The following is a 23,835-nucleotide window of genomic DNA, read 5'->3' on the forward strand; positions in this document are numbered from 1 at the left end:
GGATCGAGCAACATTTGCTCGACGCTCTCATCGCCCGGTGGCAAGGCGGGCGCGCATGAACGCCCTGACGCCCCTCCTTGCCCCCGTCTGGTTCGCCCAGCTTTTCACCGGGGCCAAATCCTTCGTAGACAATCCGTTGATCGGATCGACGCGGCTCAATGCGATGGGCCTGCATGTCGCCCGCCTCCGGCTCGCCCATGGCATGACCGCATGGCGACGCGCGAAGCTGGCGCGGGCGGTCCATCCCGACGATCGCGCCACCTTCGACCGCGACGGTGTGGTGGAGATTCGCAACTTCCTGCCCGATACGGTTTTCGCTGCGCTCCAGCGGGAGATTCTCGCCTATCGCGGCCCCGCCCGCGAAACCGTGCAGGGTGACACCGTCACGCGCCGGCTGGCCGTCGATCCGATCGCGCGAAAGGCGATTCCCACCTTCCAACAATTTCAAGATGATAAGCGCTGGCACGCGCTGGCACGCTATATTGCGGGCTTCGATATCGAGCCGCTTTTCTACATCCAGTCGATTCTCCCCCAGCGCCATGACGCGCCGCCCGATCCGCAGACGCGCCTCCATGCCGATACCTTCCACCCGGCGATGAAGGCCTGGTTGTTCCTGGAAGATGTCCCGCTAGAGAGCGGCCCCTTCGCCTATGTGCGCGGGTCGCATCGTCTGACGCCGAAACGCATCGCCTGGGAAAAGGCGCGCAGCCTGCAGGTGCGCGATGGCGATTGCCGCCTGTCGGCGCGCGGCTCCTTCCGCGTCGAAGAGAAAGAATTGGCCGGACTGGGCCTGCCGCAGCCCACGCCCTTTGCCGTGCCCGCCAATACGCTGGTGATCGCCGACACGTTCGGCTTCCATGCGCGGACCCGGTCGAGCCTGCCGACAACCCGGATCGAATTATGGGCCTATGGCCGACGCAATCCTTATCGTCCGCTGACGGGATGGGATGTGTGGAGCCTTCCCGGCATCGCAGAGCGGCGAATTCCCCTGCGCTGGTGGCTGGGGGACAAGGCGGCCAGCATCATGCCGCAAAACTGGCGCGCCGTGGGGCGCAAGGGTCCGGCGGACGATTAACGCCCGCCGGTCAAAAGTTCAGTTGAAAAGGGTCAATATCCCGACCTGATGGTCGACAAAGCCATCATAGATCATCTTCACCGCGACATAGACGATCACGGCGAGGCCCAGATAGGCGATCCAGCGGAACCGCTCGATATATTTGGCGATGATGTTCGCCGCGACGCCCATCAGCGCGACGGACAGGATCAGGCCGATGATCAGGATGCCGGGATGATCGCGCGCCGCGCCCGCGACGGCGAGCACATTGTCCAGGCTCATCGACACGTCGGCGAGCGCGACGGCCCAGGCGGCGCCGGCAAAGCTCTTGGCCGGGCGCAGACCCGACACATCATCATCGCTCGTGTCATGGGGCGTATCGCCGCCCCGCCTGGGGTGAAGTTCGCGCCACATCTTCCAGCTGACCCACAGCAGCAGCAGGCCGCCCGCCAGGATCAGGCCCACGATCTGCATCAGCTGGCTGACCACCAGCGCGAAAGCGATACGCAGCACCAACGCAGCGATGATGCCAATCAGGATCACCCGCTGCCGCTGGGCAGGCGGCAGGCCCGCCGCCAGCGCGCCGACGACGATGGCGTTGTCGCCCGCCAATAATATGTCGATCATCAGCACCTGGCCAAAGGCCGCCAGCGCGCTTGGCGATCCGATATTGCTGAAATCATTGACGATGTGCTGCCAAATGTCGGCGGGGGAACCAAGTCCCTGGGCAGCCGAAGCGGCGGTGGCGATGAGGTCGAACATAGCGGCCTAACGTCCCTGTCTGGATGAATGGAGAAAGCCGGACCATATACATGGCCCGGCTCTCACGGCAAAACATATGAGCGGTGCCCGATCGGGACGACCGGCGCGCCGCTTACTGGTTCATGGTCGCGAAGAAATCCTCGTTGGTCTTGCTATCCTTCATCTTGTCGAGCAGGAATTCCATCGCGTCGACCGTGCCCATCTGCATGAGGATGCGGCGCAGCACCCACATCTTGCTGAGCGTGGGCTTCTCGACCAGTAGCTCCTCCTTGCGGGTGCCCGACTTGCCGACGTCCAGCGCGGGGAAGATGCGCTTGTCGGCGACCTTGCGGTCCAGCACGATTTCCGAGTTGCCGGTGCCCTTGAACTCTTCGAAGATGACTTCGTCCATACGGCTGCCGGTATCGATCAGCGCGGTGGCGATGATGGACAGCGAACCGCCTTCCTCGATATTGCGCGCCGCACCGAAGAAGCGCTTGGGGCGCTGCAGCGCATTGGCGTCGACACCGCCTGTCAGCACTTTGCCCGACGAAGGGACGACGGTGTTATAGGCGCGGCCGAGGCGGGTGATCGAATCGAGCAGGATCACCACATCCTTCTTATGCTCCACGAGGCGCTTGGCCTTCTCGATCACCATTTCGGCGACCTGGACGTGGCGGGTGGCCGGCTCGTCGAAAGTGGAGGAGACGACCTCGCCCTTCACGCTGCGCTGCATGTCGGTGACTTCTTCCGGCCGCTCGTCGATCAGCAGCACGATCAGGAAGACTTCGGGATGATTGTCGGTGATCGCCTTGGCGATGTTCTGGAGCATTACCGTCTTACCGACGCGGGGCGGCGCGACGATCAGCGTGCGCTGGCCCTTGCCCTGCGGCGAGACGATGTCGATGACGCGGGCCGACTTGTCCTTGATGGTCGGGTCGAGCGTGTCGAGACGCAGCTTCTGTTCGGGATAGAGCGGCGTCAGATTGTCGAAATTGACGCGGTGACGGACGACATCGGGATCGTCGAAATTGACGGACAGCAGCTTGGTCAGGGCGAAATAGCGCTCACCATCCTTGGGCGCGCGGATTTCGCCTTCCACCGTGTCGCCGGTGCGCAGGCCGAACTTGCGGACCTGGTTGGGGGAAACATAGATGTCGTCGGGACCGGCCAGGAAGTTCGCTTCCGGGCTGCGCAGGAAGCCGAAACCGTCGGGCAGCACCTCGATCGTGCCCTCGCCCATGATCTGCTCGCCATTTTCCGCCTCGGCCTTGAGGATCGCGAACATCAGGTCCTGCTTGCGCAAGGTCGATGCGCCTTCCACGCCCAGATCTTCGGCCATGGTGACGAGGTCAGCGGGCGCTTTCTTCTTGAGGTCCTTGAGGTGCATTTGCGAATCGGTCCGATGCGGTGATGGGAAAAATGGGCCGGAAAGGAAGGAGATAACCGGACAGGAAGGCCGGGAAACCCTCGCTCCGGACGGGCGAGGAGATAGCATCTGGCGTTTAGCGATCCGCCGCCCGTCTCGTCAAGGCAGGACAGACCCTGATTCCAACGGAAATTCGCCACGCCGGGTGCAGGGTCGGCGAGTGGTGTCGCTGGCGCGACAGCCGGTCTTCATGATATATGGGAAGACAAGAAGATAATGGAAGAGGATGAGGGTTATGGGACGGCTCCATGCCTTGCTGGGGATCGCACTCGCGATCGGCGGCCCGGCGATTGCTGCGCAGGATGTGCCCGCGCCCACCGCCTCGATCCTCGATCCCGATGTTCCGCCGGCGATCGTCCATACCGGACCGTCCCTCGACGATCGTGTGACCATTCCCATTTCCATCGACGGCAAGGGGCCGTGGAACTTCATCATCGACACCGGATCGCAGCGCACCGTGATCGCCCGCGATCTGGCGCAGAAACTGGCGCTCGCACCGCGCAACAACGTCGTCATCCTCAGCATGACCGGCCGCTCGGAAACCAGCACCGTCGCCGTCCCCCGGCTGGGTTTCGCCGGGAGCACGCTCACCGATATCGAGGCGCCGGTGCTGGAGGGCGAGCATCTCGGCGCGCCGGGACTATTGGGACTGGACAGCCTTCATGCCAAGCGGGTGACGCTCAATTTCCGCACCGGACGGATGGAGATCGCCAGTAGCGGCGCGAGCCGCCGCCTGTCGGTCGATCCCGACACCATCGTCGTCCAGGCGCGGCGCAAGCGCGGCCAGCTCATCCTGCTCGATTCCGACGTCAACGGGATGCGGGTCAACATCATGCTCGACACCGGCACCAACTTCAGCATCGGCAACCTGGCGCTACGCGACAAGCTGATCCGTAAGAAACGCGCGCCGGACCTGCTGACCGCGACGCTAACCAGCGTCACGGGGGGCACGCTGGTGGGCCAGGTCGGGAAGATCAAATTGGTGCGGATGGGACGGGTCAACCTGACCCAGGTGCCCGTGATCTTCGCCGACGCCAGCCCGTTCAAGGAGCTGGGGATGCAGGACAAGCCGGCGCTGATGCTGGGTATCAGCGCGCTCAAGATTTTCGACCGGGTGGCGATCGACTTCGGCCGGGGGAAGGTCGACTTCCTGCTGCCCGACGCAAGCGCGGTAGAGAAAATGCGCTTCGCCGCCAACGACCGGGTAAAGGGGTAATTCCCCTTCCCCGTTACGGGTTGGGCGTGGGCCGGGTCGCAGGCGGTTGCTGCTGCCGCTGGCGGTCGCGGCCCAGCACATTGTCGATCCATTGCTGGTCCAAACGCGGCGGCGGCGGCCGATCCTCGGGATCGACGTCCATCTGCTGATCGTCCGGGTCCGCGCCCGGCTCCTGGCTCCGGGGACGCTCGATCGGCAGGCCGTTTTCGTCGACCATCATGCCCCCGTCCGTTCCCCCGCCCATGCCATTATCGGGCTGGCCATAATAGGCTTCCGCGTCCGGCTCCAACTGCCATTCGGGCAGGGTCACTTCGGTCTCGAACTGTTCGATCGGACGCTTGGCGACCGCCGCCTTCATATAGTCGGCAAAGGCGCGTGCCGGGGCGCGGCCGCCATAGAGCGCCGGCACCGCCTTGGCATCGTCGCGACCGACCCAGACGCCGGTGGTGATGCCGCTGGAAAAGCCCAGGAACCAGCCATCCTTGCCGCTGTTGGTGGTCCCGGTCTTGCCCGCGACCGGGCGGCCAATCTGGGCCGCCTTGCCGGTGCCGGTGCTGACGGCGGTCTGCATCAGGTCGGTCATGCCGGCCGCGACCCAGGGCGCGACCAGCACGCGGCTGGTGTCGTCCTGATGCTGGTAGAGCAGACGCCCGTCGGCGGTCGTCACCTTGGTGATGCCATAGGGCGTCACCGCAATCCCCTTGCGCGCGATGGAGGCGAAGGCACGGGTCATGTCGATCAGGCGGACGTCGGACGTGCCCAGCACCATCGACGGATGGGTGTTGATCGGGGTGGTGACGCCGAAGCGGCGCGCCATGTCGGCCACGGTGGGGAAACCCACCTCGACGCCCAGCTTCGCCGCGACCGTATTGATCGAATAGGCGAAGGCGGTGCGGATATCGATGTCGCCGGCAAAGCGGCCATTGCTGTTGCGCGGGCTCCACCCGTTGATCGTCACCGGTTCGTCGGTGACGCCGGTGTCGGGCGTGTAGCCGGCCTCGAGCGCGGCCATGTAGACGAAGATCTTCCAGGCCGATCCCGGCTGACGGGTCGCGGTGGTGGCGCGGTTGTAGTTGGACGTCACATAGTCGAGGCCACCGACCATCGCCCGCACCGCGCCGTCGCGGTCCAGGCTGACCAGCGCGCCCTGCGTCCCGGCCGGGACATTGGCCTTGATCGCCGACGTTGCGGCATTCTGCATCCCAAGGTCGATGGTGGTGTAGACCTCCAGGGGCTCGTTCGGCTCATCGATCAGCAGGTCGAGCTGGGGCAAGGCCCAGTCGGTGAAATAGCGCACGCTGTTCTGCGGCGGCTCGGGCGCCATGCGGACGCCAGAGAGGTCGGCATTGGCATGTTCGGACGCGGAGATCGCGCCATTTTCCTGCATCAGGTCCAGCACCACGCCAGCGCGGCCGATCGCGGCTTCGGCGTCGGCGGTGGGGGAGTAGCTGGACGGCGCCTTGACCAGGCCGGCGATGATCGCGGCCTCGGGCAGATCCAGCGACGTCGCGGGATGGCCGAAGAATTTGCGGCTCGCCGCGTCGATGCCATAGGCGCCGCCGCCGAAATAGACCTTGTTGAGATAGAGTTCGAGGATCTGCCGCTTGGAGAATTTGCGCTCCAGCGCCAGCGCCAGCACCATTTCGCGGATCTTGCGGCCGAAACTATAGCTGTTGTTGAGGAAGATGTTGCGCGTCACCTGCTGGGTGATGGTCGATGCGCCCTGCCAGCGCCGCCCCTGCCCGCGCCGCTCGACCGCGACCCAGGCGGCGCGCGCCATACCAATCGGGTCGACGCCGGGATGCAGGTAGAAGCGCTTGTCCTCGGTCGACACCATGGCGTCGACCATGACCTGCGGGATGCGGTCGTAACTCAGCCACTGGCCGAAGCTCGGCCCCAAAGAGACGATGACGCGGCCGTCGGCCGCATGAACGCGGATCATCTGGCCATTGGGGGAGGATTTCAGGCTGTCATAGTCGGGTAGCGACTGCATCGCGATCACCACCGCGACGACCACCGCCAATATACCCGCCACCGCCGCCGCCAGACCGATCTTCAGCCCGCGCACCAGCCATTTCCTTGCGCGACCGGGCGCGCGTTTGCTCTTGCTTGATCCTGCCATCTGTGCCGCTCCGAATAGGCGCTAATCCGCGCGTCGGCCAGCGCAAATCATGCACCCGGCGCGGAAAAAGACCGTCGCGGCGTCATGGAGAATGGCCGTTTACCGGCGATGAACGATATGTCCGACTCGCGCCTTACTTGGCGTTGTCGCGCGGCTTGAAGTCCAGGCTGGCGCTGTTCATGCAGTAGCGCAGGCCGTTGACGCCAGGCCCGTCGGGGAAGACATGGCCCAGATGTCCTTCGCAGCTGGCGCAGCGCACCTCGGTGCGGATCATGCCATGGCTGGTGTCGCGAATTTCCTCGACCGCATCGATGTCGACCGGCGCGGTGAAGCTGGGCCAGCCCGATCCGCTGTCATATTTTTCCTCGGCATCGAACAGCTCGGTGCCGCAGCCGGCGCAATAATAGACGCCGTCGGCCTTGTTGCTGTTATATTTGCCGGTGAAGGCCCGCTCCGTGCCCGCCTCCCGCAGCACATGATATTGTTCTGGGGTCAGGCGGTCACGCCATTCGGCGTCGGTGAGGTGCAGCTTCTCCATGGCGGGCAATATGGCGCTGCCGGACAGGTCGATCAAGCCCGCTCCCGCGCCGCCTGACGCGCGATCGCTAACAATTCGTGGCGCACCATCAGATCCCCTGTCCCCCTGCCCCCGCGGCTGGCCCGCTCCGCCTCCAGCAGGCGCTGGATGACGCGCGCGATGCCCGTCGAATCCCACAGCCGCACCTGCCGCGACACCAGCCCCTTCTCCTTCCAGAAAACCGCCTTGCCCGCCGATTCGACCGCCGCCTCCAGCCGGCCGCTGGCGTCGAACGCATCGCGGATGGTGGCGATCAGCATCGCGCGGGTCAGCAGCGGACGGATGACCGAGGCCATGGCCGCCCCGGTTTCGCTGAGGCTCATCATCTCGCGGTGCATGGCGCGCAGGTCGCCGCCCAGCACGGCATTGACCAGCGGCGCGACCTCCGTGTCGGGATTGTCGGCCGACAGCGCATCCAGCGCCTCGGCCGTCGCCTCGCGCGGACGGTCGGGCGCGGCGTCGAGATAGAGGACCAGCTTCTCCACCTCCCCCGCCATCAGCGCGCGGTCGCCATTGGCAAGGTCGACGATCCGGCGGGCAAGGTCGGACGGCAACCGCAACCCGCCCTCGCGCGCGATCCCGACGGCGATCTGCTCCGCCTCGCGCGCGTCGGGCTGGTAGGAGATGAAGGCGAGCGCTCCCTTATGGTCGAGCGCCAGCTTGACCAGCTTCGACGTGGCTTTCAGCGCGCCCGCCACCGCGATCACCGGATTGCCCGCCACCTCCGCCTCCAGCAGCGCGGTCAGCGCCGGCACCGATTCCTCGCCCATGCCATTGATCCGCACCCAGCGCCTGTCGCCGAACATGGAGAAGGACGCCGCTTCGTCGGCCAGGCGCGCGGGATCGTCCTTCAGCGTCGCGCCATCCAGGTCGATCCGCTCGGCCTGCGGCCCCATGGCCCGTTCCAGCCGTTTCGCCAAAGCCTGGCTGCCCGCTTCGTCGGGACCGTAGAGCAGGAAGAACCGGACATCTGCGGCCGATCCCTGCCCTGCCGCGTCCAGCGCCTTTTCGATCTGGCCGCGGTTGGCCTTCAAGGATTGGCCGCCCTGCGCGAGAAAAGCGCGAGGCGGGTGACGATCTGATCCGCCACCGTCTGCGACAGACGTTCCAGCGCCGTGTCCTCGGCCGCGATCGTCGCATATTCGCTCGACGTCACGTCGATGCCCGCGTCAGAACCCGCCGTGTCGTCGAGTATCTGCGCCCCGGTGCCTTCGTCGATCAGCTGATAGCGCGCGCGCAGCGTCCGTCGCTCGCGGGTGATGGCGGCGTCGGAGCGAAGACCGAAACCGCTGATATTGTCGTCCAGCTTCACCACCAGCTTGTAGCGCGGGCCGCTGCCGCCCTGCATCGCCGAAAGGCGGTCATTAAGTGCATTGCGCATCAGCCAGCCGGCCTTGCCCTCGATCGGTTCGACCGTGACATTGCCGAGCGCCTGCGCCACCGCGCCATGCCCGCCTCCGCCATAGACGGGGCGCAACCCGCAAGCGGTGAGGGGAACGAGGGCGATCAAGAGCAGGGGCCAAGGCTTCATGCAAACCTCCATAACCGTTCGCCCTGAGCCTGTCGAAGGGCTTTCCTGCTTTGAGAAAAGAGCAGGGCTTCGACAAGCTCAGCCCGAACGGATTCCATTAGATGACCAGGTTCACGAGACGATCGGGCACCACGATCACCTTTTTGGGGCTGGCGCCGTCGAGGATACGGACGACATTGGGCGCAGCCAGGGCGAGGCGTTCCAGCTCGTCCCTGGGCGTCCCCTTGGGCACGGTGATGGTATCGCGCAGCTTGCCCATCACCTGGCAGGCGATGGTGACTTCGTCATCGACCAGCAGCGCCGGATCGACCGCCGGCCATGCGGCATCGGCGATCAGTCCTTCCCCGCCCATTTCCGCCCAGCCCTCTTCCGCCAGATGCGGCGTCATCGGCGCGACCAGCAGCGCCAGCGCACGGATCGCGGCGGTGCGCGAGGCGGAGGGCTTGGCCTTCTCGATTGCGTTCACCAATTCATAGATCTTGGCCACGGCCTTGTTGAAACCCAGCGCCTCGACATCCTTCGCCACGCCGTCGATCGTCTGGTGCAGCTTGCGGTCGAGCGCCTTGTCCTGCCCCTCGGCGCTCGCGTCGCACTCGCCGAACAGGCGCCAGACGCGATTGACGAAGCGCCACGATCCCTCGATGCCCGCCTCGGTCCAGGGCAGGTCGCGCTCTGGCGGGCTGTCGGACAGCATGAACCAGCGCACCGCGTCCGCGCCATATTGGGCGATGATGTCGTCGGGATCGACGACATTCTTCTTGGACTTGGACATTTTCTCGACGCGGCCGACCGTCACCGGCGCACCACCCTCGATCATGACCAGAGCCTCGCCCTGCTTCACCACATCTTGCGGCGCGAGCCAGGCGCCCTCGGGCGACTTGTACGTCTCGTGCGTCACCATGCCCTGCGTGAACAGGCCGGTGAAGGGTTCGGCAAAGTCCAGCTGTCCCATATGCTGGAGCGCGCGGGTCCAGAAACGGGCGTAGAGCAGATGCAGGATCGCATGTTCGACGCCGCCGATATACTGCCCTACCGGCAGCCATTGCTCGACGGTGGCGCGATCGAACGGCCGGTCCTTGGGCTGGCTGGCGAAGCGGATGAAATACCAGCTCGAATCCGCGAACGTATCGAGCGTGTCGGTTTCGCGCACCGCCGGCTGGCCGCAAGACGGACAGTCGACATGCTTCCAGGTCGGATGGCGGTCCAGCGGGTTGCCCGGAATGTCGAAGCTGACATCGTCCGGCAGCACGACCGGCAGCTGGTCCTTGGGCACCCCCACCGGGCCGCAGCTCTCGCAATGGATGACCGGGATCGGCGTGCCCCAGTAGCGCTGGCGCGACACGCCCCAGTCGCGCAGGCGGAACACGGTCTTGCCTTCGCCCCAGCCTTCGGATTCGGCGCGGGCGATGACGGCCGCCTTGGCGTCCTCGACGGCCATGCCGTCCAGGAAACGCGAGTTCACCAGCTTGCCGGGACCGGTATAGGCTTCGTTGTGGATCGGCGCCTGCTCATCGCCCTCCGCGGCGACCACGCGCTCGACAGGAAGCATATATTTGCGCGCAAAATCGAGATCGCGCTGGTCATGTCCCGGAACGCCCATGACCGCGCCGGTGCCATAGTCCATCAGCACGAAATTGGCGATGAAGACGGGCAGATGCCAATCGGGATCGAAGGGATGCGCGACGCTGAGGCCGGTGTCGAAGCCCAGCTTCTCCGCCGTTTCCAGCTCAGCGGCGGTAGTGCCGCCTTCCTTGCACTTCTCGATGAAGGCAACCGCGTCCGGGTTGTTCGCCGCCACCGCCTGCGCCACCGGATGGTCGGCCGCGATCGCGACGAAACTGGCGCCGAAAATCGTGTCGGGCCGGGTCGAATAGACCTCGATCTCGCTGTCGAAAGGCGCGACCGGCTTGAAATGGAATTGCAGGCCGACCGACTTGCCGATCCAGTTTTCCTGCATCGTCCGCACCTTGTCGGGCCACTGGTCCAGGCCCTTCAGCCCCTCCAGCAGGTCGTCGGCGAACTGGGTGATCTTGAGGAACCACTGGCTGAGCTTGCGCTTCTCGACCAGCGCGCCCGAACGCCAGCCGCGCCCGTCAATCACCTGCTCGTTCGCCAGCACGGTCATGTCGACCGGGTCCCAGTTGACCGCGCTTTCCTTGCGATAGACCAGGCCCGCTTCCAGCATGTCCAGGAACAGCGCCTGCTCATGGCCATAATAGTCCGGCTCGCAGGTGGCGAGTTCGCGGCTCCAGTCGATCGCGAAGCCCAGCTTTTTGAGCTGCGCGCGCATGTTGGCGATATTGTCGCGGGTCCAGTTGCCGGGATGGACCTTCTTTTCCATCGCCGCATTTTCGGCCGGCATACCGAATGCGTCCCAACCCATCGGATGCAGCACTTCATGGCCGGTCATCCGGCGAAAGCGCGCCAGCACGTCGCCCATGGAATAGTTGCGGACATGGCCGATATGGATGCGCCCCGACGGATAGGGGAACATCTCCAGCACATAGCTGCGCGGCTTGGAGGAAGTGTCGTCGGCCTTGAAGCTCTGCTTCTCGTCCCAGGTCGCCTGCCAGCGAGCGTCTGCTTCCAGCGGGTTGAAGCGCCTTTGCATGTCATGTCCTTACAAATGCGAGCGGGCTGGGCCTTTTACGAAGCCCAGCCCAAAGGGTTTGAAAATGGGGCATTTTCATGCCCGAAACGGGAAGGATCAGCCGGCGATCGCCATGCGGCGCAAGTCACGCGCTTTGGTCAGGATGATCTCCTCCAGCTTCTGCGTGGTCGCCGCCTTGACCGGCGCATCGACCCACTGGCCATTCTGGTTGACCTGGCGGCTGGCCGCGACCCGCAATGCGTCGGCGCGCAGATCCTGATCCAGGATCGACACGGTCAGCTTCATGCGTTCGGTCGGCGTGTTCGGATTGGTGTACCAGTCGGTGACGATCACGCCGCCGTTCGAATCCGTCTGCACCATCGGCATGAAGGACAGGGTATCGAGGCTGGCGCGCCACAGATAGGCGTTGACGCCGATCGTCGTCACCTTCGACGCGGCGAGATCCGCCTTCGGGCGCTCCTTGGAACCGCCCCCACAAGCGGCGAGCGGCAGGAGCGCGGCCAGCAGAAGACCGGCGGAAACAGAAGCGGGAAGGCGGCGGACCATCAGGCATGTCCTAGCTAGAAAGACGAAAATCAGCCCGCTTCTATAGTGCGCGGGCGGCAATGGGCAAGGGGCGCTGGATCGACCCGTCGCGATGATCCGTCGCGGCCGCCGAACGCCCTCTGCCGGAACCAGCCATCCGATCATGTGTGTTCCGTGCAACAGCTCCGACAAAAAGGGATTCTTCCCCCTAGTCATTGGCGGCTTCGCGGGTGTAGAGCGTTACCAAAGAATAAGTCGGGGATGAGATTCGAATCATGCGTGCGAACAGGGGATATTTGGCGGTGGCAGGCGCGGCGGTGGCCGTAGCCGGCTTTCTGCTGTCTCCCGCGTTCGGCGCCGCGACCGAACTCGTCCGGCTGCACGCGGCGAATGCGCCGGTTTCGCTGGGCGCCCTCGGCAGCATCTCTTCCTTCACCCCGACGACCAAGGATCCGCAGCTGGCGGCCGCCTATGCGAAGATCGCTGCGTCTGCCAGCCGTCAGGGTTTCCGCTTCACGCCGACCAGCGGGTCGATGAGCGGCCAGCGTTCGATCACGATCATGGTCCGCGCCGCGGATCGCGTGACGAGCCCGACGGCCGATCCGGTCGATATCAAGCCGATGGCGTTCAGCCTGAACGGATCGCACAACTGGCGCAAGTTCGCCCTGCCCGAAGCAGTGGGCCGCAAGGCGCTGGACCCGGTTCCGGTCGAATCGATGGTCGACGCCAAGAATTTCTCGCTGGATGACGGCAAGAAGGACCGTTTCAGCACCAAGGTGCTGATCGAAAGCCGCCGCGATCCCGCCGCGACCGAGCGCAACCCTTCGGCGGACAAGGATTATTCGCTGGATCTGGCCAGCTCCTATTCGCTGACCCGCAACCTCAACGTGACGGCGGGCCTGCGCTACAATAATAACATCACGGGTCGCCTGACCCCGATGACCGACGACCGGCAGGATAGCCAGGCCGTCTATCTGGGCACCGTCTTCAAATTCTGATCAGACGGATTTCTGACTGAGAACATGGCGCTTCGCTAGGCGGGTAGCAATTCATGCTTCGTCCGATAGCGCCCTTCCAAAGCGAACGGCGTGTCGCACGAAAGCCTTACAGCACCCCCGCGATCAACCCCAGTGCCTGCGCCTCATTCGCCTCCAGATACCAATTTTCCGGCGCCTTCACGAGCAGCTCCTCCATCGTCACCTGCGACCCCAGTATCAAATTTTGAAATCCCTCATTCTGAATCGCGATCGAGGATTCGATCTCGTTGAGCGTCGCCTTCAACGTCGCGATGCAGGTGGAGAGCGGCCCCGCCAGCTGGATCGACTTGGTGATGATCCGCTCATGGATCATCAGCCGCGTGCCGCGCGTCAGATAGCGATTCTCGGTCGCGAAGAAGCCCATGAAGGTCGCGCCCGCGGAATAGACCGCCGTCCGTCCCATGAACACCAGCCGCCGCTCGGGATAGAGATCGGAATGGAAACGGATATCCTCGCCCATCAGCCGGGCGATTTCCGGGTCGCCGCCAAGGGTGGAGATTTCCACCACTACCAGCCCCTGCTGCGGCGCGGTGGAGAGGCAATTCTTGAAATGCAGATACATGCCATGGTCGACGATCCCCGACAGCATGATCGCGGGAAATTCGAAATCCCTGGGCGAAAGCATTGGCGCGGTCATCAACATCCAGCCATTCTCCTTTGTCCGCATATCGTGCGGCACTACGCCCCAGCCCGCAAAAGGTGCCGCGCTTTTGACTGGCGCGCCGCGTCACAGGCTGTAAAGAACAGATCATGACCAAAGGACAAGGCGACAAAAAGCAGGACGCCGAGGGGCAAAACGGATGATCGCGAAACTCAAGGGGCGGCTGGACAGCACCGGCGTCGATCATGCCATCATCGACGTGGGCGGGGTGGGCTATCTGGTCGGCGCCTCCTCCCGCACGCTCGCGGCGCTGGGGCCGGTCGGGGAAGCGGTGACGGTCCACACCGAGATGCTGGTGGCGGAAGATTCGATCCGCCTCGTCGGCTTCGCCCGCGCCGAGGAACGCGACTGGTATCGACTGCTGACCCATGTGCAAGGCGTCGGATCCCGCGTCGCGCTGGCGATCCTCTCCGCGCTGGAGCCGCACGATCTGCACCGCGCCATTGCCGCCGGCGACAAAGCGATGGTGGCGCGGGCCAATGGGGTCGGCCCCAAGCTCGCCCAGCGCATCGTCAATGAACTCAAGGACAAGATCGGCGCCGCGCCCGGCGGCGGCCCCGTGGGCATTGGCGGCGCGGTGGCGATGCCAGTTAGCGGTCATAGTGCCGACGCGCTATCGGCCCTCCAGAATCTCGGCTTCAAACCCAATGAAGCCAGCATCGCCGTCGCCGCCGCCGAAGAGGAACTGGGCGACGGCGCCAGCCTTGACGCGCTGGTCCGCCTCGCCCTGCGGAAGGCGGCGAAGTGAGCGAAGACCGTCTCATCACCCCCAGCCGCCGTCCCGAGGATGTCGACGCCGCGCTGCGCCCCAAGTCGCTGGACGAATTTGTCGGCCAGCAGGCCGCGCGGGAGAATCTGCGCATCTTCATCCAGGCGGCCAGGTCGCGCGGCGATGCGCTCGACCATGTGCTCTTCTTCGGCCCGCCCGGCCTGGGCAAGACCACGCTGGCGCAGATCGTCGCCAAGGAAATGGGCGTGGGTTTCCGCGCCACGTCCGGTCCGGTCATCGCCAAGTCGGGCGATCTGGCTGCCTTGCTCACCAATCTCGATGAAGGCGACGTCCTCTTCGTCGACGAGATTCATCGCCTCAACCCTGCGGTAGAGGAAGTCCTCTACCCCGCCATGGAGGACCGCGCGCTCGACCTGATGATCGGCGAAGGACCATCCGCCCGATCGGTGCGCATCGATCTGCCGCGCTTCACGCTGGTCGGCGCGACCACCCGCCAGGGCCTGCTCACTACGCCGCTGCGCGACCGGTTCGGCATCCCGGTGCGGCTGCAATTCTACACGGTGGAGGAACTGGAACTGGTCGTCCGCCGTGCCGCGCGGCTGCTTGATCTCGCCATCACCTCCGACGGCGCGGTCGAGATCGCGCGCCGGTCGCGCGGGACGCCACGCATCGCCGGGCGGCTGCTGCGCCGGGTGCGCGACTTCGCCAATGTCGCGGGCGCACCATCGGTCGATCGCAAGGTCGCCGACGCCGCGCTCCAGCGGCTGGAAGTCGATCAGCTCGGCCTCGACCTGATGGATCGGCGCTATCTGATGATGATCGCCGACATCTATCGCGGCGGCCCGGTGGGGGTCGAGACGCTGGCGGCGGGCCTGTCCGAAGCGCGCGACACGATCGAGGAAGTGATCGAGCCTTATCTGATCCAGCTTGGCCTCATCGCCCGCACCGCGCGGGGCCGATGCCTGAACGGCCCGGGCTGGAAGCATCTTGGCCTCAACCCGCCCGCCGGATCGCAGGACGGCCTGTTCGACTGAGATATCGATCAAGCGAAACAATCCAAAAGCCATGGCCGTTACGGCAAGGCATGGTTATAGCCTTGCCCAATATGCAGGCGCGCGTCAGACGCGCCGGAAACCGCAGGAGTCGAGCCTTGAGGGCCATCGAGACATTTCCCAACCTCGTCACCATGTTCTTCGCCCGCGCGCAAGAAAAGGGCGACGCACCTTTCCTTTGGCGCAAGAGCGGCGGCCAATGGCACTCGCTGAGCTGGACGGAAACGGCGCGTCAGATCGCCGCGCTCGCCGCCGCCCTCAGGGCGCAGGGGCTGAAGCCCGGCGATCCGGTGATGCTGGTCAGCGAGAATCGCCCAGAATTCTGCATCGCCGACCTCGCCATCATGGCGGCGGGCTGCATCACCGTGCCGACCTACACCACCAACACAACGCGCGATCACCAGCATATCCTGACCGACAGCGGCGCGCGCGCCGTGATCGTCTCGACCGCCAAGCTGGCGCAGGTGCTGATGCCCGCCGTGATCCGCTCCCAGGCCAGCTTCGTCATCGGCATGGAGCCGCTGCGCGGTGCGCAGGGCACATGCGCCTGCCATCTCTGGAGCGACCTGCTCGCGGCGCATGAAAACGATCCGGCGGCGGACGTGGACGCCATCGCCGCCGTCCAGACCGCGACCCGCAATGACCAGGCCTGCATCATCTACACCAGCGGCACCGGCGGCGCGCCGCGCGGCGTAATGCAGCATCATGGCGCGATCCTCGCCAATATAGAGGGCGCGGGCAAGATCGTGGCGGAGGATTTCGGCTGGGGCGACGAGGTGTTCCTCTCCTTCCTTCCCCTCTCCCACGCCTATGAGCATAGCGGCGGCCAGTTCCTCCCGATATTGCTGGGCGGGCAGATATATTATTCGGAGGGGCTGGAAAAGCTCGCCTCCAATATCGAGGAAGCGCGGCCAACCATCATGGTCGTCGTCCCCCGCCTGTTCGAAGTGCTGCGCACCCGCATCATCAAGTCGATCGAGAAACAGGGCAAATTTCCTTCCTATCTGCTGGGCCAGGCGCTGCGCATCGCGGCGAAGGAGCAGGCGGGCAAGGGATCGATCCTCGACCTGCCGATGAAGGCGCTGCTCTCGCGCACCCTCGTCCCCAAGATTCGCGCACGCTTCGGCGGCCGGATGAAGGCGCTGGTGTCGGGCGGCGCGCCGCTCAATCCCGATGTGGGCCTGTTCTTCGACGCCATGGGCCTGATGCTGCTCCAGGGCTATGGCCAGACCGAGGCCGGGCCGGTGGTAAGCTGCAACCGCCCCGCCGCCGGCATCGCCATGGACACGGTCGGCCCGCCGCTCGACGGCGTCGAGGTCCGAATCGCCGAGGATGGCGAGATTCTGGTGCGCGGCGAACTGGTCATGCACGGCTATTGGCGCAATCCAGCGGAAACCGAAAAGGCGCTCAAGGACGGCTGGCTTCATACCGGCGATATCGGCGAGATCGACGAACGCGGGCGCATCCGCATCACCGACCGCAAGAAGGATCTGATCGTCAACGACAAGGGCGACAATGTCTCGCCGCAGAAGGTCGAGGGCATGTTGACGCTCCAGGCGGAGATAGGCCAGGCCATGGTCCATGGCGACCGGCGCCCCTATCTGGTCGGGCTGATCGTCCCCGACGCCGAATGGACCCGCGAATGGGCAGAAGAACAGGGCATTGCGGCGGATGCGGTTGCGTCCAACGCGGCCTATCTGGCGGCGCTGCGCGCGGCGGTGGACCGGGTGAATGACGACCTGTCGGTGATCGAGCGCGTCCGCCGCTTCATCCTGGCCGACGAGCCCTTCACCATCGAGAATGAGGAAATGACCCCCTCAATGAAGATTCGCCGTCATGTGATCCGCAAGCGTTACGCGGATCGGCTGGATGGGCTATATAGGGGGTGAGCGTCAAATAGGCCGGTTGCACCGGCCGCATTGCCGAAAAATGGTGGTTTTCGGGTGAGCTTCACACCATGGTTTTTGCCGGCCCTGTGGCGAATAGGATAAGGGTCTGGAGCGGAAATAGTCAGTCGATTACGACCGGAAGCGGACGTAAGAGAACCGTTCGGCCCTTCGACTTTGCTCGGGAGAGCCTGTCGAAGCCCCACCCTTTTCTTCAAGCCCTGTGTTTTGAAGAGGAAGAGAAGCCCTTCGACAAGCTCTGGGCGAACGGAGGATAGAAAGCCGGTCCGTCCCCTAATCCAGCCCTTTCCGTCATGCTGACGGAAGTCAGCATCCAGGATTGTGGAGAGCGATTCTGGACCCCGATATGCGCCAGGACGACAGAGCTGGGCAAGCATCGCTCCCCACCCTACCCAGCAGCCAGAGGTACCCGTGCGCTCTAACTCCGGTGCGGCCAGGCGCCGGATGCGTTGCCCGGACAGTCATGCGCCGCCTCGCGCGGATGGGGCAGGCCGCAGGTGCGGCAGGTGGTGTAGTCGCCGGGCTTCAAACCATGGCCCACCGTCACCCGCTCGTCGAAGACATAGCAATCGCCCTGCCAGCGGCTGTCGGCCTCCGGCATTTCCTCCAGATAGCGCAGGATGCCGCCCTTGAGGTGATAGACGTCGTTGAAGCCGCGCGCCTTCACCAGCGCGGTCGACTTCTCGCAGCGTATGCCGCCGGTGCAGAACATCGCGATTTTCGGCGTGCGGCCCTGCGCCTTCAGGTCGGCGGCGAAATCGTCGAACCAGCCGGGAAATTCGCGGAAGGATCGGGTGGCCGGGTCGATCGCATTTTCGAACGTGCCACAGGCGACTTCATAGGCATTGCGGGTGTCGATGAGAATCGTGTCGGGATCGGCGATCAGCGCGTTCCAGTCGGCCGGGTCGAGATGGGTGCCCGCTTGGGTTGCGGGGTCGAGGTCGCCCGCCCCCAGCGTCACGATCTCCGCCTTCACCTTGATCTTCATCCGGGCGAAGGGCGCCCTGGGCGCTTGCGCATATTTGACGTCGAGGTCGGCGCAGCCGGGCAGGGCGCGGATATGGGTGATCAGTGCAGCGACGGCGTCGGCGCTGCCCGCGACCGTGCCGTTGATCCCTTCTCCCGCCACGATCAGCGTGCCGCAGGTGCCAAGGTCGGCGCACAGCGCCTTGAGGGTGGCGGCAATGGCCTGCGGATCGGCAAAGCGGGTGAAATGATAGAGGGCGGCGACGCTATGGGACATGGCGGTTCCTATAGGCGCTCGGCCCGCCTCTTGAAAGCCGGGGCGGACGGGCGCATAGGCGGGACATGGTTCCCCTTTCGTTCGCAGGCCACGCCTTCATGGCGCTGCCCGAAGCCGCGCTTTACTGGCCGGATCGGAGCGCGTTGCTGGTCGCCGATCTGCATTTCGAGAAGGCGAGTTGGTATGCCCGTTTCGGCCAGTTCCTGCCTCCGCATGACAGCCAGGCGACGCTGGATCTGATCGAGGCGCTGGTCGCGCGGACCGGCGCGCGCGCGGTCTATTCGCTGGGGGACAGCTTTCATGACGATGATGGCGCTGCCCGACTCGACCCAAAAGCGCGGGATCGGTTGATTTCCCTTACGGAAATGCTGGACTGGACCTGGATAACCGGTAATCATGATGCCGGTGTCACGATCATGCCGGGGGGACGGCGCGTGGCGGAGGCGGAGGTCGAGGGAATCTGGTTGCGGCATGAGGCGGACCCGGACGATCCACGACCCGAAATTTCCGGCCATTTCCACCCCAAGCTGCGCCTGTCCTTACGCGGCCGGCATGTGTCGCGGCGCTGCTTCGTGGGATCGGCGACCAAGCTGATTCTGCCCGCGCTCGGCGCGCTGACGGGGGGACTGGATGCGGGTCATGGGGAAATTCGCCGCGTGGTGGGACCGGATGCGACTGCTTTGGTGCCGGTCGCGGACCGGCTGCTGCGCTTTCCCCTATCGTAAGCCGACGCTACGGAAACCGGAAATTAATGCGTTGCCGTTGGGCAACAAGACATGATTATCTGGCCGCTTCGCCTTTCGGAACGCGCTGAAAAGCTGGGCTATCTTGCCTTGTGCCTGCTGTGGCAGCATAATCACCCACATCCCGACGTGGCACAAAGTCATGCGGGCCAGGAGAGGATCGGACCATCATGACAGACAAGAGTCTCTGGCTGACGACCGTTGGCGCCGTTGCACTGGGCATGACGGCGCCCGCACTGGCGCAGGATAATCCCGCCCCCCAGACCGCTGCGGAGGAGCCGGGCGCCGACATCATCGTAACCGCCACCCGCCGCGCCAGTCCCCTGTCCGACGTGCCGATCGCCGTGTCGGCCGTGGGCGCACAGGCGATGCAGAATAGCGGCGCCAGCGACATCCGCACCCTGAACCAGCTGGCTCCCTCGCTGCTCGTGTCCTCGACCGGGTCCGAAGCCAACGCCTCCGCCCGCGTGCGCGGCATCGGCACGGTCGGCGACAATCCAGGCCTGGAAAGCTCGGTCGCGGTGTTCATCGACGGCGTCTATCGCTCGCGCACCGGCGCGGGTCTCAACGAACTGGGCGAGATCGAACGGGTCGAGGTGCTGCGCGGGCCGCAGGGCACTTTGTTCGGCCGCAACGCATCGGCGGGCCTTATCAACATCATCAGCAAGGCGCCGGAAAGCACGTTCCACGCCAAGGGCGAAGTCACTTACGGCAATTATGACTATTGGCGCCTGTCAGGCCGCGTCACCGGTCCGGTCGCCGACGGCATCGCCCTGGCGCTGGACGGCGTCTGGAGCAAGCGTGACGGCTTCTACAAGCTGGTCGACGGCACCGGCGCCAAAGTCGGCGACACCAATGACCGCGACCGCTATTTCCTGCGCGGGCAGGCGCTGATCGAACCGAATGACGCCCTCTCGATTCGCCTGATCGGCGACTATACCAATCGCGACGAAAGCTGCTGCGGCGCGGCCTTTATCGAAACGCGCGAGCGGCGCCCGGCGGCGGGTGGCGGCTACAACACCGCCCCGTTCAACCGCATCGCGACGCTTCTGGCCGCACAGGGCGCGGTCTTCGCCGCCGATCCCTATGATCGCGACCTGACGATCACGCCGGGCCGCAACTATGTGAGCAAGCTCAAGGACTGGGGCGTGTCGGGCGAGATCAACTATGATCTGGGCGGCGCCAAGCTGACCAGCATCACCGCCTATCGCGATTACAAGAGCCGGGACTATGGCGATTATGACTATGGCGGCGCCGACCTGCTGTATCGCAGCCCCGAAAATTATCGCCAGTTCAAGACGTTCACGCAGGAACTGAGGGCGCAGGGTTCGGCCTTCAACGATGTGCTCGACTGGCTGATCGGCGGCTATTACGCCCATGAAAAGCTGACGCTGGAGGACAATATCGTCTTCGGCGCCGATTATGGCCGCTTCACCGCCTGCCGCCTGATGGCGGGGGCGGGGGTCAACAGCAATCTGACCCCGGCGCAACTGGCCGCCTGCGGCAGCGGGCTGGCGACGCAGGCGCTGATCACCGGCACGCAGGCGCAGCTCAATGCGGGCCTGATCGCGGCCGGTCTTCCGGGCGCGCAGGCGGGCGCGATCTCCACCGGCCTCGGCAACGGGTTGCGTGCGCTGGCGGCGATCCCCTCGGGCACGGGCGACGTCGCTTCCATCTATCGGCAAAAGAGCGAGAACTGGGCGCTCTTCACCCATAATATCATCCATGTCACCAAGCGGCTCGATCTGACGCTCGGCCTGCGCTACACCCATGAAAGCAAGCGTTTCTCGGCGGATTTCAACAACAACAACGCGACCTGCGCGGCGTTGCAGGCGTCCAGCCTGCGCGCCATCGCGACCAATCCCCAATTGGGCAGCGCAGCGGCGCTGGCGGGCGGCATATTGACGCTGGGCTGCCTGGGTAACAGCTCGACCGGCCTCAACGCGCTCGACCTTAACGACAAGATCACCGACGGCGAATTTTCCGGCACGGCAGTGCTGTCCTGGAAGCCGATCGACGACCTGCTGCTTTATGGCAGCTATTCAAAGGGCTATAAGGCGGGCGGCTATAATCTCGATCGCTTCCAGCTCGGCTCGACCGGCCTCAACCCGGTTCCCGCTGTGTTCGCACCGCGCAGCAATGCCGATGTGACCAGCCTGCGCTTCGCCGCAGAGAAGGTCGACGCCTTCGAGATCGGCCTGAAATACAGCCAGCCCAAATGGAGCGCGAACATCGCCGCCTTCCGGCAGGAGTTCAAGAATTTCCAGCTCAATACCTTCAACGGCACCGGCTTCGTCGTGCAGAATATCAACGGCTGTGACAGCGCGCTGAGCGCCGCGCGCACCTGCGACAGCGGTGATGTGGGGCCGGGGCTGATCAGCCAGGGCGTGGAACTGGAACTGTCGGCGACGCCGGTGCGCAACTTCCGCGTGTCGGGCGGCTTCACCTATGCCCGCGCCAAATTCGCCAACCGGCTGGTCGGCAGCAGCGACGGCAGCGTGCCGCTCGACCCGGCGCTGTTCCTGTTGCCCGGATCGATCAACAGCAACGCGCCCAAGCTGGTGACGACCGCCAGCGCCGCCTGGACGCCGGAGATCGGTTCATCGGGCCTGTCCGCGCTCTTCTATGTCGATGGCCGCATGACCAGCGACTATAATACGGGTTCCGACCTGTTCCCCGAAAAGCGGCAGGAAGGTTATGCCATTGTCAACGCCCGCGTCGGGCTGCGCGGGCCGGACCAGCGCTGGTCGATCGAATTCTGGGGTCAGAATATCTTCAACCAGGATTATACCCAGGTCGCTTTCTCCAGCCCGCTCCAGTCGAGCAGTCCGGCGACTTCCACCACCGGCCAGTTCGCATTGGGCGCGCCGATGGCGAACCAGCTCATCTCGGCCTATCTGGCCGAGCCACGCACCTACGGCATCACCCTGCGCGGGAGTTTCTGACCATTCCTCTCCCGCTCGCCGGATCCTTGCGAGAGGATTGGAGGCGAGCGGGAGACGGCCTTTCCCCGAACAAGGCGGTGCCGACGCGAATGTCGGTCGCGCCCAGCATGATCGCGGTTTCATAATCGCCCGACATGCCCATGGAAAGGCGCGGCAGCCCTTCCTCCCGCGCCATCTTCGCCAGCAGCGCAAAGAAGGGCGCAGCCTCGATATCGGCGGGCGGCACGCACATCAGGCCCAACAGAGGGATATCGGCATCGCGCGTGGCGGCGATCAGCGCGGGCGTATCGGCGATGGCACAACCGCCCTTCTGCGCCTCCCCGCCGATATTGACCTGGATGAAGCAGGGGATGCGCTTGCCCGCCGCGTCCATCGCCTTGACGAGCGCGGTCAGCAGCGAGGGGCGATCGAGACTATGGATGACATCGAACAGGGCGACCGCCTCGGCCGCCTTGTTGGACTGGAGCTGGCCGACCAGATGCAGTTCGATGTCGGGATATTCCTCGCGCAGCGCGGGCCATTTCTCCTGGCTTTCCTGCACCCGATTTTCACCGAAGACGCGCTGCCCGGCTTCGATCAGCGGACGGATGGCATCGGCGCCGTGCGTCTTGGACACGGCGATCAGGCGGATGTCGTCGGCGGTCCGCTGCGTCAGGCGCGCGGCACGGTCGATGCTCTCGCGCAGCGTGGCGAAGCGCTCGGCGGCTTCGTCAAAGGCAGGAGAAGTGGCGGTGGTCATGCGCGCTGCTATAGGGATGGCCATGCACCACCGCCACCGCAAAAAGCTGCCCGAGCTCTGGCTGATCACCGACGAGCGGGTGCCGGACGATGTGCTGCTGGCGGCGGCGGCGCGGCTGCCAAAGGGGCGGGCGGGCATCATCTTCCGCCATTATCGGACCGGGGCCGGTGCGCGCCGGCGATTGTTCGAAGCGCTGCGTGGCATAGCCCGGCGGCGACGGCTGGCGCTGCTGCTGGCGGGCGACAGGCGGGACGCGGCGGCATGGAAGGCGGACGGCTGGCACGGACATGGTATGAAGCCGCTGCACCGGCGCATGATCCGCAGCGCGCCCGCGCATGACAGGCGAGAGATGGCAGCGGCACGGCGGGCGCGGGCGGCCATGATCCTGTTGTCGCCACTCTTCCCCACCCGATCGCATCCCGGCGCGCCAGCACTGGGCCGGGTGCGCTTTGCGGCCCTGGCGCAACAGGCCAACGAAGCGGTCATGGCGCTGGGTGGCGTGAGGGCAGAGCATCGCGCGATGTTGCGCGGCATCGGCGCGGATGGCTGGGCGGCGATCGACGGCTTGGTATAGGGTAGCACGAAGGAAGGATGGACCTTCCCCGATTTCGTCGTTTCCGCCCTATGGCAGGCTCAGAGACCGCAAATATCTTGCCGTTTGGCACAGGGCAGAATCCCGGCATCCGAATCGAACTCAGAAACAGGAGTTCAAGAACAGCAATTCTAAGATTTTACACGGATTGTGACGCCCCACTTCCTTGTTTAGGGAAAAACCCATAAAATCAAGGCTTTGGATAGGAAAGTTGGCGGAGACGGAGGGATTCGAACCCTCGGTAGCCCCTTAAGGCTACGACGGTTTAGCAAACCGCTGGTTTCAGCCACTCACCCACGTCTCCGCACGGATTTGCCCATCTCTTGCGGAGAGGAGCAGTGGCTAGGGCGCGGCTATAGCGAGGGCTTTGCGGCATGGCA

Annotated in this window: 20 protein-coding genes and 1 tRNA gene; 9 read left to right on the plus strand and 12 right to left on the minus strand. The window is 64.9% G+C overall.

The features are described 5' to 3' along the window. Positions 1 to 55 precede the first annotated feature (55 nt). Positions 56 to 1,075, plus strand: a complete 1,020-nt coding sequence (locus AC58EF_RS09525; protein ID WP_497275894.1) for a phytanoyl-CoA dioxygenase family protein — start codon at positions 56 to 58, stop codon at positions 1,073 to 1,075. 18 nt (positions 1,076 to 1,093) lie between these two features. Here AC58EF_RS09525 and AC58EF_RS09530 read toward each other — a convergent pair whose 3' ends face one another. Then, positions 1,094 to 1,816, minus strand: a complete 723-nt coding sequence (locus AC58EF_RS09530; protein WP_497275895.1) for a YjbE family putative metal transport protein — start codon at positions 1,814 to 1,816, stop codon at positions 1,094 to 1,096. Positions 1,817 to 1,928: 112 nt separating this feature from the next. After that, positions 1,929 to 3,185, minus strand: coding sequence for a transcription termination factor Rho (gene rho, locus AC58EF_RS09535; RefSeq protein WP_497275896.1), 1,257 nt, complete (start codon positions 3,183 to 3,185; stop codon positions 1,929 to 1,931). Positions 3,186 to 3,459: 274 nt separating this feature from the next. Between rho and AC58EF_RS09540 the strand changes: the two genes are divergently transcribed. Continuing rightward, positions 3,460 to 4,440, plus strand: a complete 981-nt coding sequence (locus tag AC58EF_RS09540) for an aspartyl protease family protein (RefSeq protein ID WP_497275897.1) — start codon at positions 3,460 to 3,462, stop codon at positions 4,438 to 4,440. A 13-nt stretch (positions 4,441 to 4,453) separates the two neighbouring features. Here AC58EF_RS09540 and AC58EF_RS09545 read toward each other — a convergent pair whose 3' ends face one another. From AC58EF_RS09545 to AC58EF_RS09570, 6 genes are all read right to left on the minus strand, one after another. Next, positions 4,454 to 6,562: a transglycosylase domain-containing protein gene (locus tag AC58EF_RS09545; protein ID WP_497275898.1), complete on the minus strand. Its 2,109-nt coding sequence runs from the start codon at positions 6,560 to 6,562 to the stop codon at positions 4,454 to 4,456. A 133-nt stretch (positions 6,563 to 6,695) separates the two neighbouring features. Next, on the minus strand, positions 6,696 to 7,100 hold the full coding sequence (gene msrB, locus AC58EF_RS09550; protein WP_497276123.1) for a peptide-methionine (R)-S-oxide reductase MsrB: 405 nt from the start codon (positions 7,098 to 7,100) through the stop codon (positions 6,696 to 6,698). Between the two features lie 32 nt (positions 7,101 to 7,132). Beyond that, positions 7,133 to 8,173 carry a DNA polymerase III subunit delta gene (holA, locus tag AC58EF_RS09555; RefSeq protein ID WP_497275899.1) on the minus strand — a complete coding sequence of 347 codons (1,041 nt, stop codon included), beginning with the start codon at positions 8,171 to 8,173 and terminating at the stop codon, positions 7,133 to 7,135. Beyond that, the gene (lptE, locus tag AC58EF_RS09560; RefSeq protein WP_497275900.1) at positions 8,170 to 8,670 is read right to left on the minus strand and encodes an LPS assembly lipoprotein LptE; all 501 of its coding nucleotides are present in this window, start codon (positions 8,668 to 8,670) and stop codon (positions 8,170 to 8,172) included. Before lptE ends, holA begins: the two co-directional genes overlap by 4 nt. 97 nt (positions 8,671 to 8,767) lie before the next feature. After that, the gene (gene leuS, locus AC58EF_RS09565; RefSeq protein WP_497275901.1) at positions 8,768 to 11,281 is read right to left on the minus strand and encodes a leucine--tRNA ligase; all 2,514 of its coding nucleotides are present in this window, start codon (positions 11,279 to 11,281) and stop codon (positions 8,768 to 8,770) included. Positions 11,282 to 11,377: 96 nt separating this feature from the next. Next, positions 11,378 to 11,827 carry a DUF3576 domain-containing protein gene (locus AC58EF_RS09570; protein WP_497275902.1) on the minus strand — a complete coding sequence of 150 codons (450 nt, stop codon included), beginning with the start codon at positions 11,825 to 11,827 and terminating at the stop codon, positions 11,378 to 11,380. A gap of 254 nt (positions 11,828 to 12,081) precedes the next feature. Here AC58EF_RS09570 and AC58EF_RS09575 point away from each other — a divergent pair, with 254 nt between their 5' ends. Beyond that, on the plus strand, positions 12,082 to 12,804 hold the full coding sequence (locus AC58EF_RS09575) for a hypothetical protein (RefSeq protein ID WP_497275903.1): 723 nt from the start codon (positions 12,082 to 12,084) through the stop codon (positions 12,802 to 12,804). A 106-nt stretch (positions 12,805 to 12,910) separates the two neighbouring features. Here the strand turns inward: AC58EF_RS09575 and AC58EF_RS09580 are convergent, their stop codons facing one another. Then, positions 12,911 to 13,486, minus strand: a complete 576-nt coding sequence (locus tag AC58EF_RS09580; RefSeq protein WP_497275904.1) for a peptidase S14 — start codon at positions 13,484 to 13,486, stop codon at positions 12,911 to 12,913. Positions 13,487 to 13,643: 157 nt separating this feature from the next. Between AC58EF_RS09580 and ruvA the strand changes: the two genes are divergently transcribed. The 3 genes from ruvA (at position 13,644) to AC58EF_RS09595 (ending at position 17,175) form a co-directional block, all read left to right on the plus strand. Further along, complete coding sequence (gene ruvA, locus AC58EF_RS09585) at positions 13,644 to 14,252, plus strand: Holliday junction branch migration protein RuvA (protein WP_497275905.1); 609 nt, start codon at positions 13,644 to 13,646, stop codon at positions 14,250 to 14,252. Further along, positions 14,249 to 15,268 carry a Holliday junction branch migration DNA helicase RuvB gene (ruvB, locus tag AC58EF_RS09590; RefSeq protein WP_497275906.1) on the plus strand — a complete coding sequence of 340 codons (1,020 nt, stop codon included), beginning with the start codon at positions 14,249 to 14,251 and terminating at the stop codon, positions 15,266 to 15,268. The genes ruvA and ruvB overlap by 4 nt, the downstream gene beginning before the upstream one ends. Positions 15,269 to 15,420: 152 nt before the next feature. Continuing rightward, positions 15,421 to 17,175 (plus strand): AMP-dependent synthetase/ligase, encoded by a 1,755-nt coding sequence (locus tag AC58EF_RS09595; protein ID WP_497276124.1) that lies wholly within the window; start codon positions 15,421 to 15,423, stop codon positions 17,173 to 17,175. A gap of 436 nt (positions 17,176 to 17,611) precedes the next feature. Here AC58EF_RS09595 and trhO read toward each other — a convergent pair whose 3' ends face one another. Beyond that, positions 17,612 to 18,436 (minus strand): oxygen-dependent tRNA uridine(34) hydroxylase TrhO, encoded by an 825-nt coding sequence (trhO, locus tag AC58EF_RS09600; protein ID WP_497275907.1) that lies wholly within the window; start codon positions 18,434 to 18,436, stop codon positions 17,612 to 17,614. A gap of 65 nt (positions 18,437 to 18,501) precedes the next feature. Between trhO and pdeM the strand changes: the two genes are divergently transcribed. Together pdeM and AC58EF_RS09610 are read left to right on the plus strand one after the other, a co-directional pair. Continuing rightward, entirely contained in the window at positions 18,502 to 19,161 is a 660-nt protein-coding gene (gene pdeM, locus AC58EF_RS09605; protein ID WP_497275908.1) for a ligase-associated DNA damage response endonuclease PdeM, read from the plus strand. Between the two features lie 188 nt (positions 19,162 to 19,349). Beyond that, positions 19,350 to 22,124, plus strand: a complete 2,775-nt coding sequence (locus tag AC58EF_RS09610) for a TonB-dependent receptor (RefSeq protein WP_497275909.1) — start codon at positions 19,350 to 19,352, stop codon at positions 22,122 to 22,124. Here AC58EF_RS09610 and AC58EF_RS09615 read toward each other — a convergent pair. Further along, the gene (locus tag AC58EF_RS09615) at positions 22,102 to 22,863 is read right to left on the minus strand and encodes a YggS family pyridoxal phosphate-dependent enzyme (RefSeq protein WP_497275910.1); all 762 of its coding nucleotides are present in this window, start codon (positions 22,861 to 22,863) and stop codon (positions 22,102 to 22,104) included. The two genes, AC58EF_RS09610 and AC58EF_RS09615, sit on opposite strands and share 23 nt — an antisense overlap. 22 nt (positions 22,864 to 22,885) lie before the next feature. On the opposite strand from AC58EF_RS09615, the gene AC58EF_RS09620 reads away from it, so the two are divergent. Next, the gene (locus AC58EF_RS09620; protein WP_497276126.1) at positions 22,886 to 23,437 is read left to right on the plus strand and encodes a thiamine phosphate synthase; all 552 of its coding nucleotides are present in this window, start codon (positions 22,886 to 22,888) and stop codon (positions 23,435 to 23,437) included. A gap of 230 nt (positions 23,438 to 23,667) precedes the next feature. Here the strand turns inward: AC58EF_RS09620 and AC58EF_RS09625 are convergent. Next, positions 23,668 to 23,759: transfer RNA gene (locus AC58EF_RS09625), tRNA-Ser, on the minus strand. Positions 23,760 to 23,835 lie beyond the last annotated feature (76 nt).

It is taken from the genome of Sphingobium sp. WR1 (assembly GCF_059693745.1).

Excerpts from the sequence above, each read along its gene's own strand:
- AC58EF_RS09525 (WP_497275894.1), top strand. The coding sequence starts at position 56 with ATGAACGCCCTGACGCCCCTCCTTGCCCCCGTCTGGTTCGCCCAGCTT.
- AC58EF_RS09530 (WP_497275895.1), bottom strand. The coding sequence starts at position 1,816 with ATGTTCGACCTCATCGCCACCGCCGCTTCGGCTGCCCAGGGACTTGGT.
- rho (WP_497275896.1), bottom strand. The coding sequence starts at position 3,185 with ATGCACCTCAAGGACCTCAAGAAGAAAGCGCCCGCTGACCTCGTCACC.
- AC58EF_RS09540 (WP_497275897.1), top strand. The coding sequence starts at position 3,460 with ATGGGACGGCTCCATGCCTTGCTGGGGATCGCACTCGCGATCGGCGGC.
- AC58EF_RS09545 (WP_497275898.1), bottom strand. The coding sequence starts at position 6,562 with ATGGCAGGATCAAGCAAGAGCAAACGCGCGCCCGGTCGCGCAAGGAAA.
- msrB (WP_497276123.1), bottom strand. The coding sequence starts at position 7,100 with ATGGAGAAGCTGCACCTCACCGACGCCGAATGGCGTGACCGCCTGACC.
- lptE (WP_497275900.1), bottom strand. The coding sequence starts at position 8,670 with ATGAAGCCTTGGCCCCTGCTCTTGATCGCCCTCGTTCCCCTCACCGCT.
- leuS (WP_497275901.1), bottom strand. The coding sequence starts at position 11,281 with ATGCAAAGGCGCTTCAACCCGCTGGAAGCAGACGCTCGCTGGCAGGCG.
- AC58EF_RS09570 (WP_497275902.1), bottom strand. The coding sequence starts at position 11,827 with ATGGTCCGCCGCCTTCCCGCTTCTGTTTCCGCCGGTCTTCTGCTGGCC.
- AC58EF_RS09575 (WP_497275903.1), top strand. The coding sequence starts at position 12,082 with ATGCGTGCGAACAGGGGATATTTGGCGGTGGCAGGCGCGGCGGTGGCC.
- AC58EF_RS09580 (WP_497275904.1), bottom strand. The coding sequence starts at position 13,486 with ATGTTGATGACCGCGCCAATGCTTTCGCCCAGGGATTTCGAATTTCCC.
- ruvA (WP_497275905.1), top strand. The coding sequence starts at position 13,644 with ATGATCGCGAAACTCAAGGGGCGGCTGGACAGCACCGGCGTCGATCAT.
- AC58EF_RS09595 (WP_497276124.1), top strand. The coding sequence starts at position 15,421 with ATGTTCTTCGCCCGCGCGCAAGAAAAGGGCGACGCACCTTTCCTTTGG.
- trhO (WP_497275907.1), bottom strand. The coding sequence starts at position 18,436 with ATGTCCCATAGCGTCGCCGCCCTCTATCATTTCACCCGCTTTGCCGAT.
- pdeM (WP_497275908.1), top strand. The coding sequence starts at position 18,502 with ATGGTTCCCCTTTCGTTCGCAGGCCACGCCTTCATGGCGCTGCCCGAA.
- AC58EF_RS09610 (WP_497275909.1), top strand. The coding sequence starts at position 19,350 with ATGACAGACAAGAGTCTCTGGCTGACGACCGTTGGCGCCGTTGCACTG.
- AC58EF_RS09615 (WP_497275910.1), bottom strand. The coding sequence starts at position 22,863 with ATGACCACCGCCACTTCTCCTGCCTTTGACGAAGCCGCCGAGCGCTTC.
- AC58EF_RS09620 (WP_497276126.1), top strand. The coding sequence starts at position 22,886 with ATGCACCACCGCCACCGCAAAAAGCTGCCCGAGCTCTGGCTGATCACC.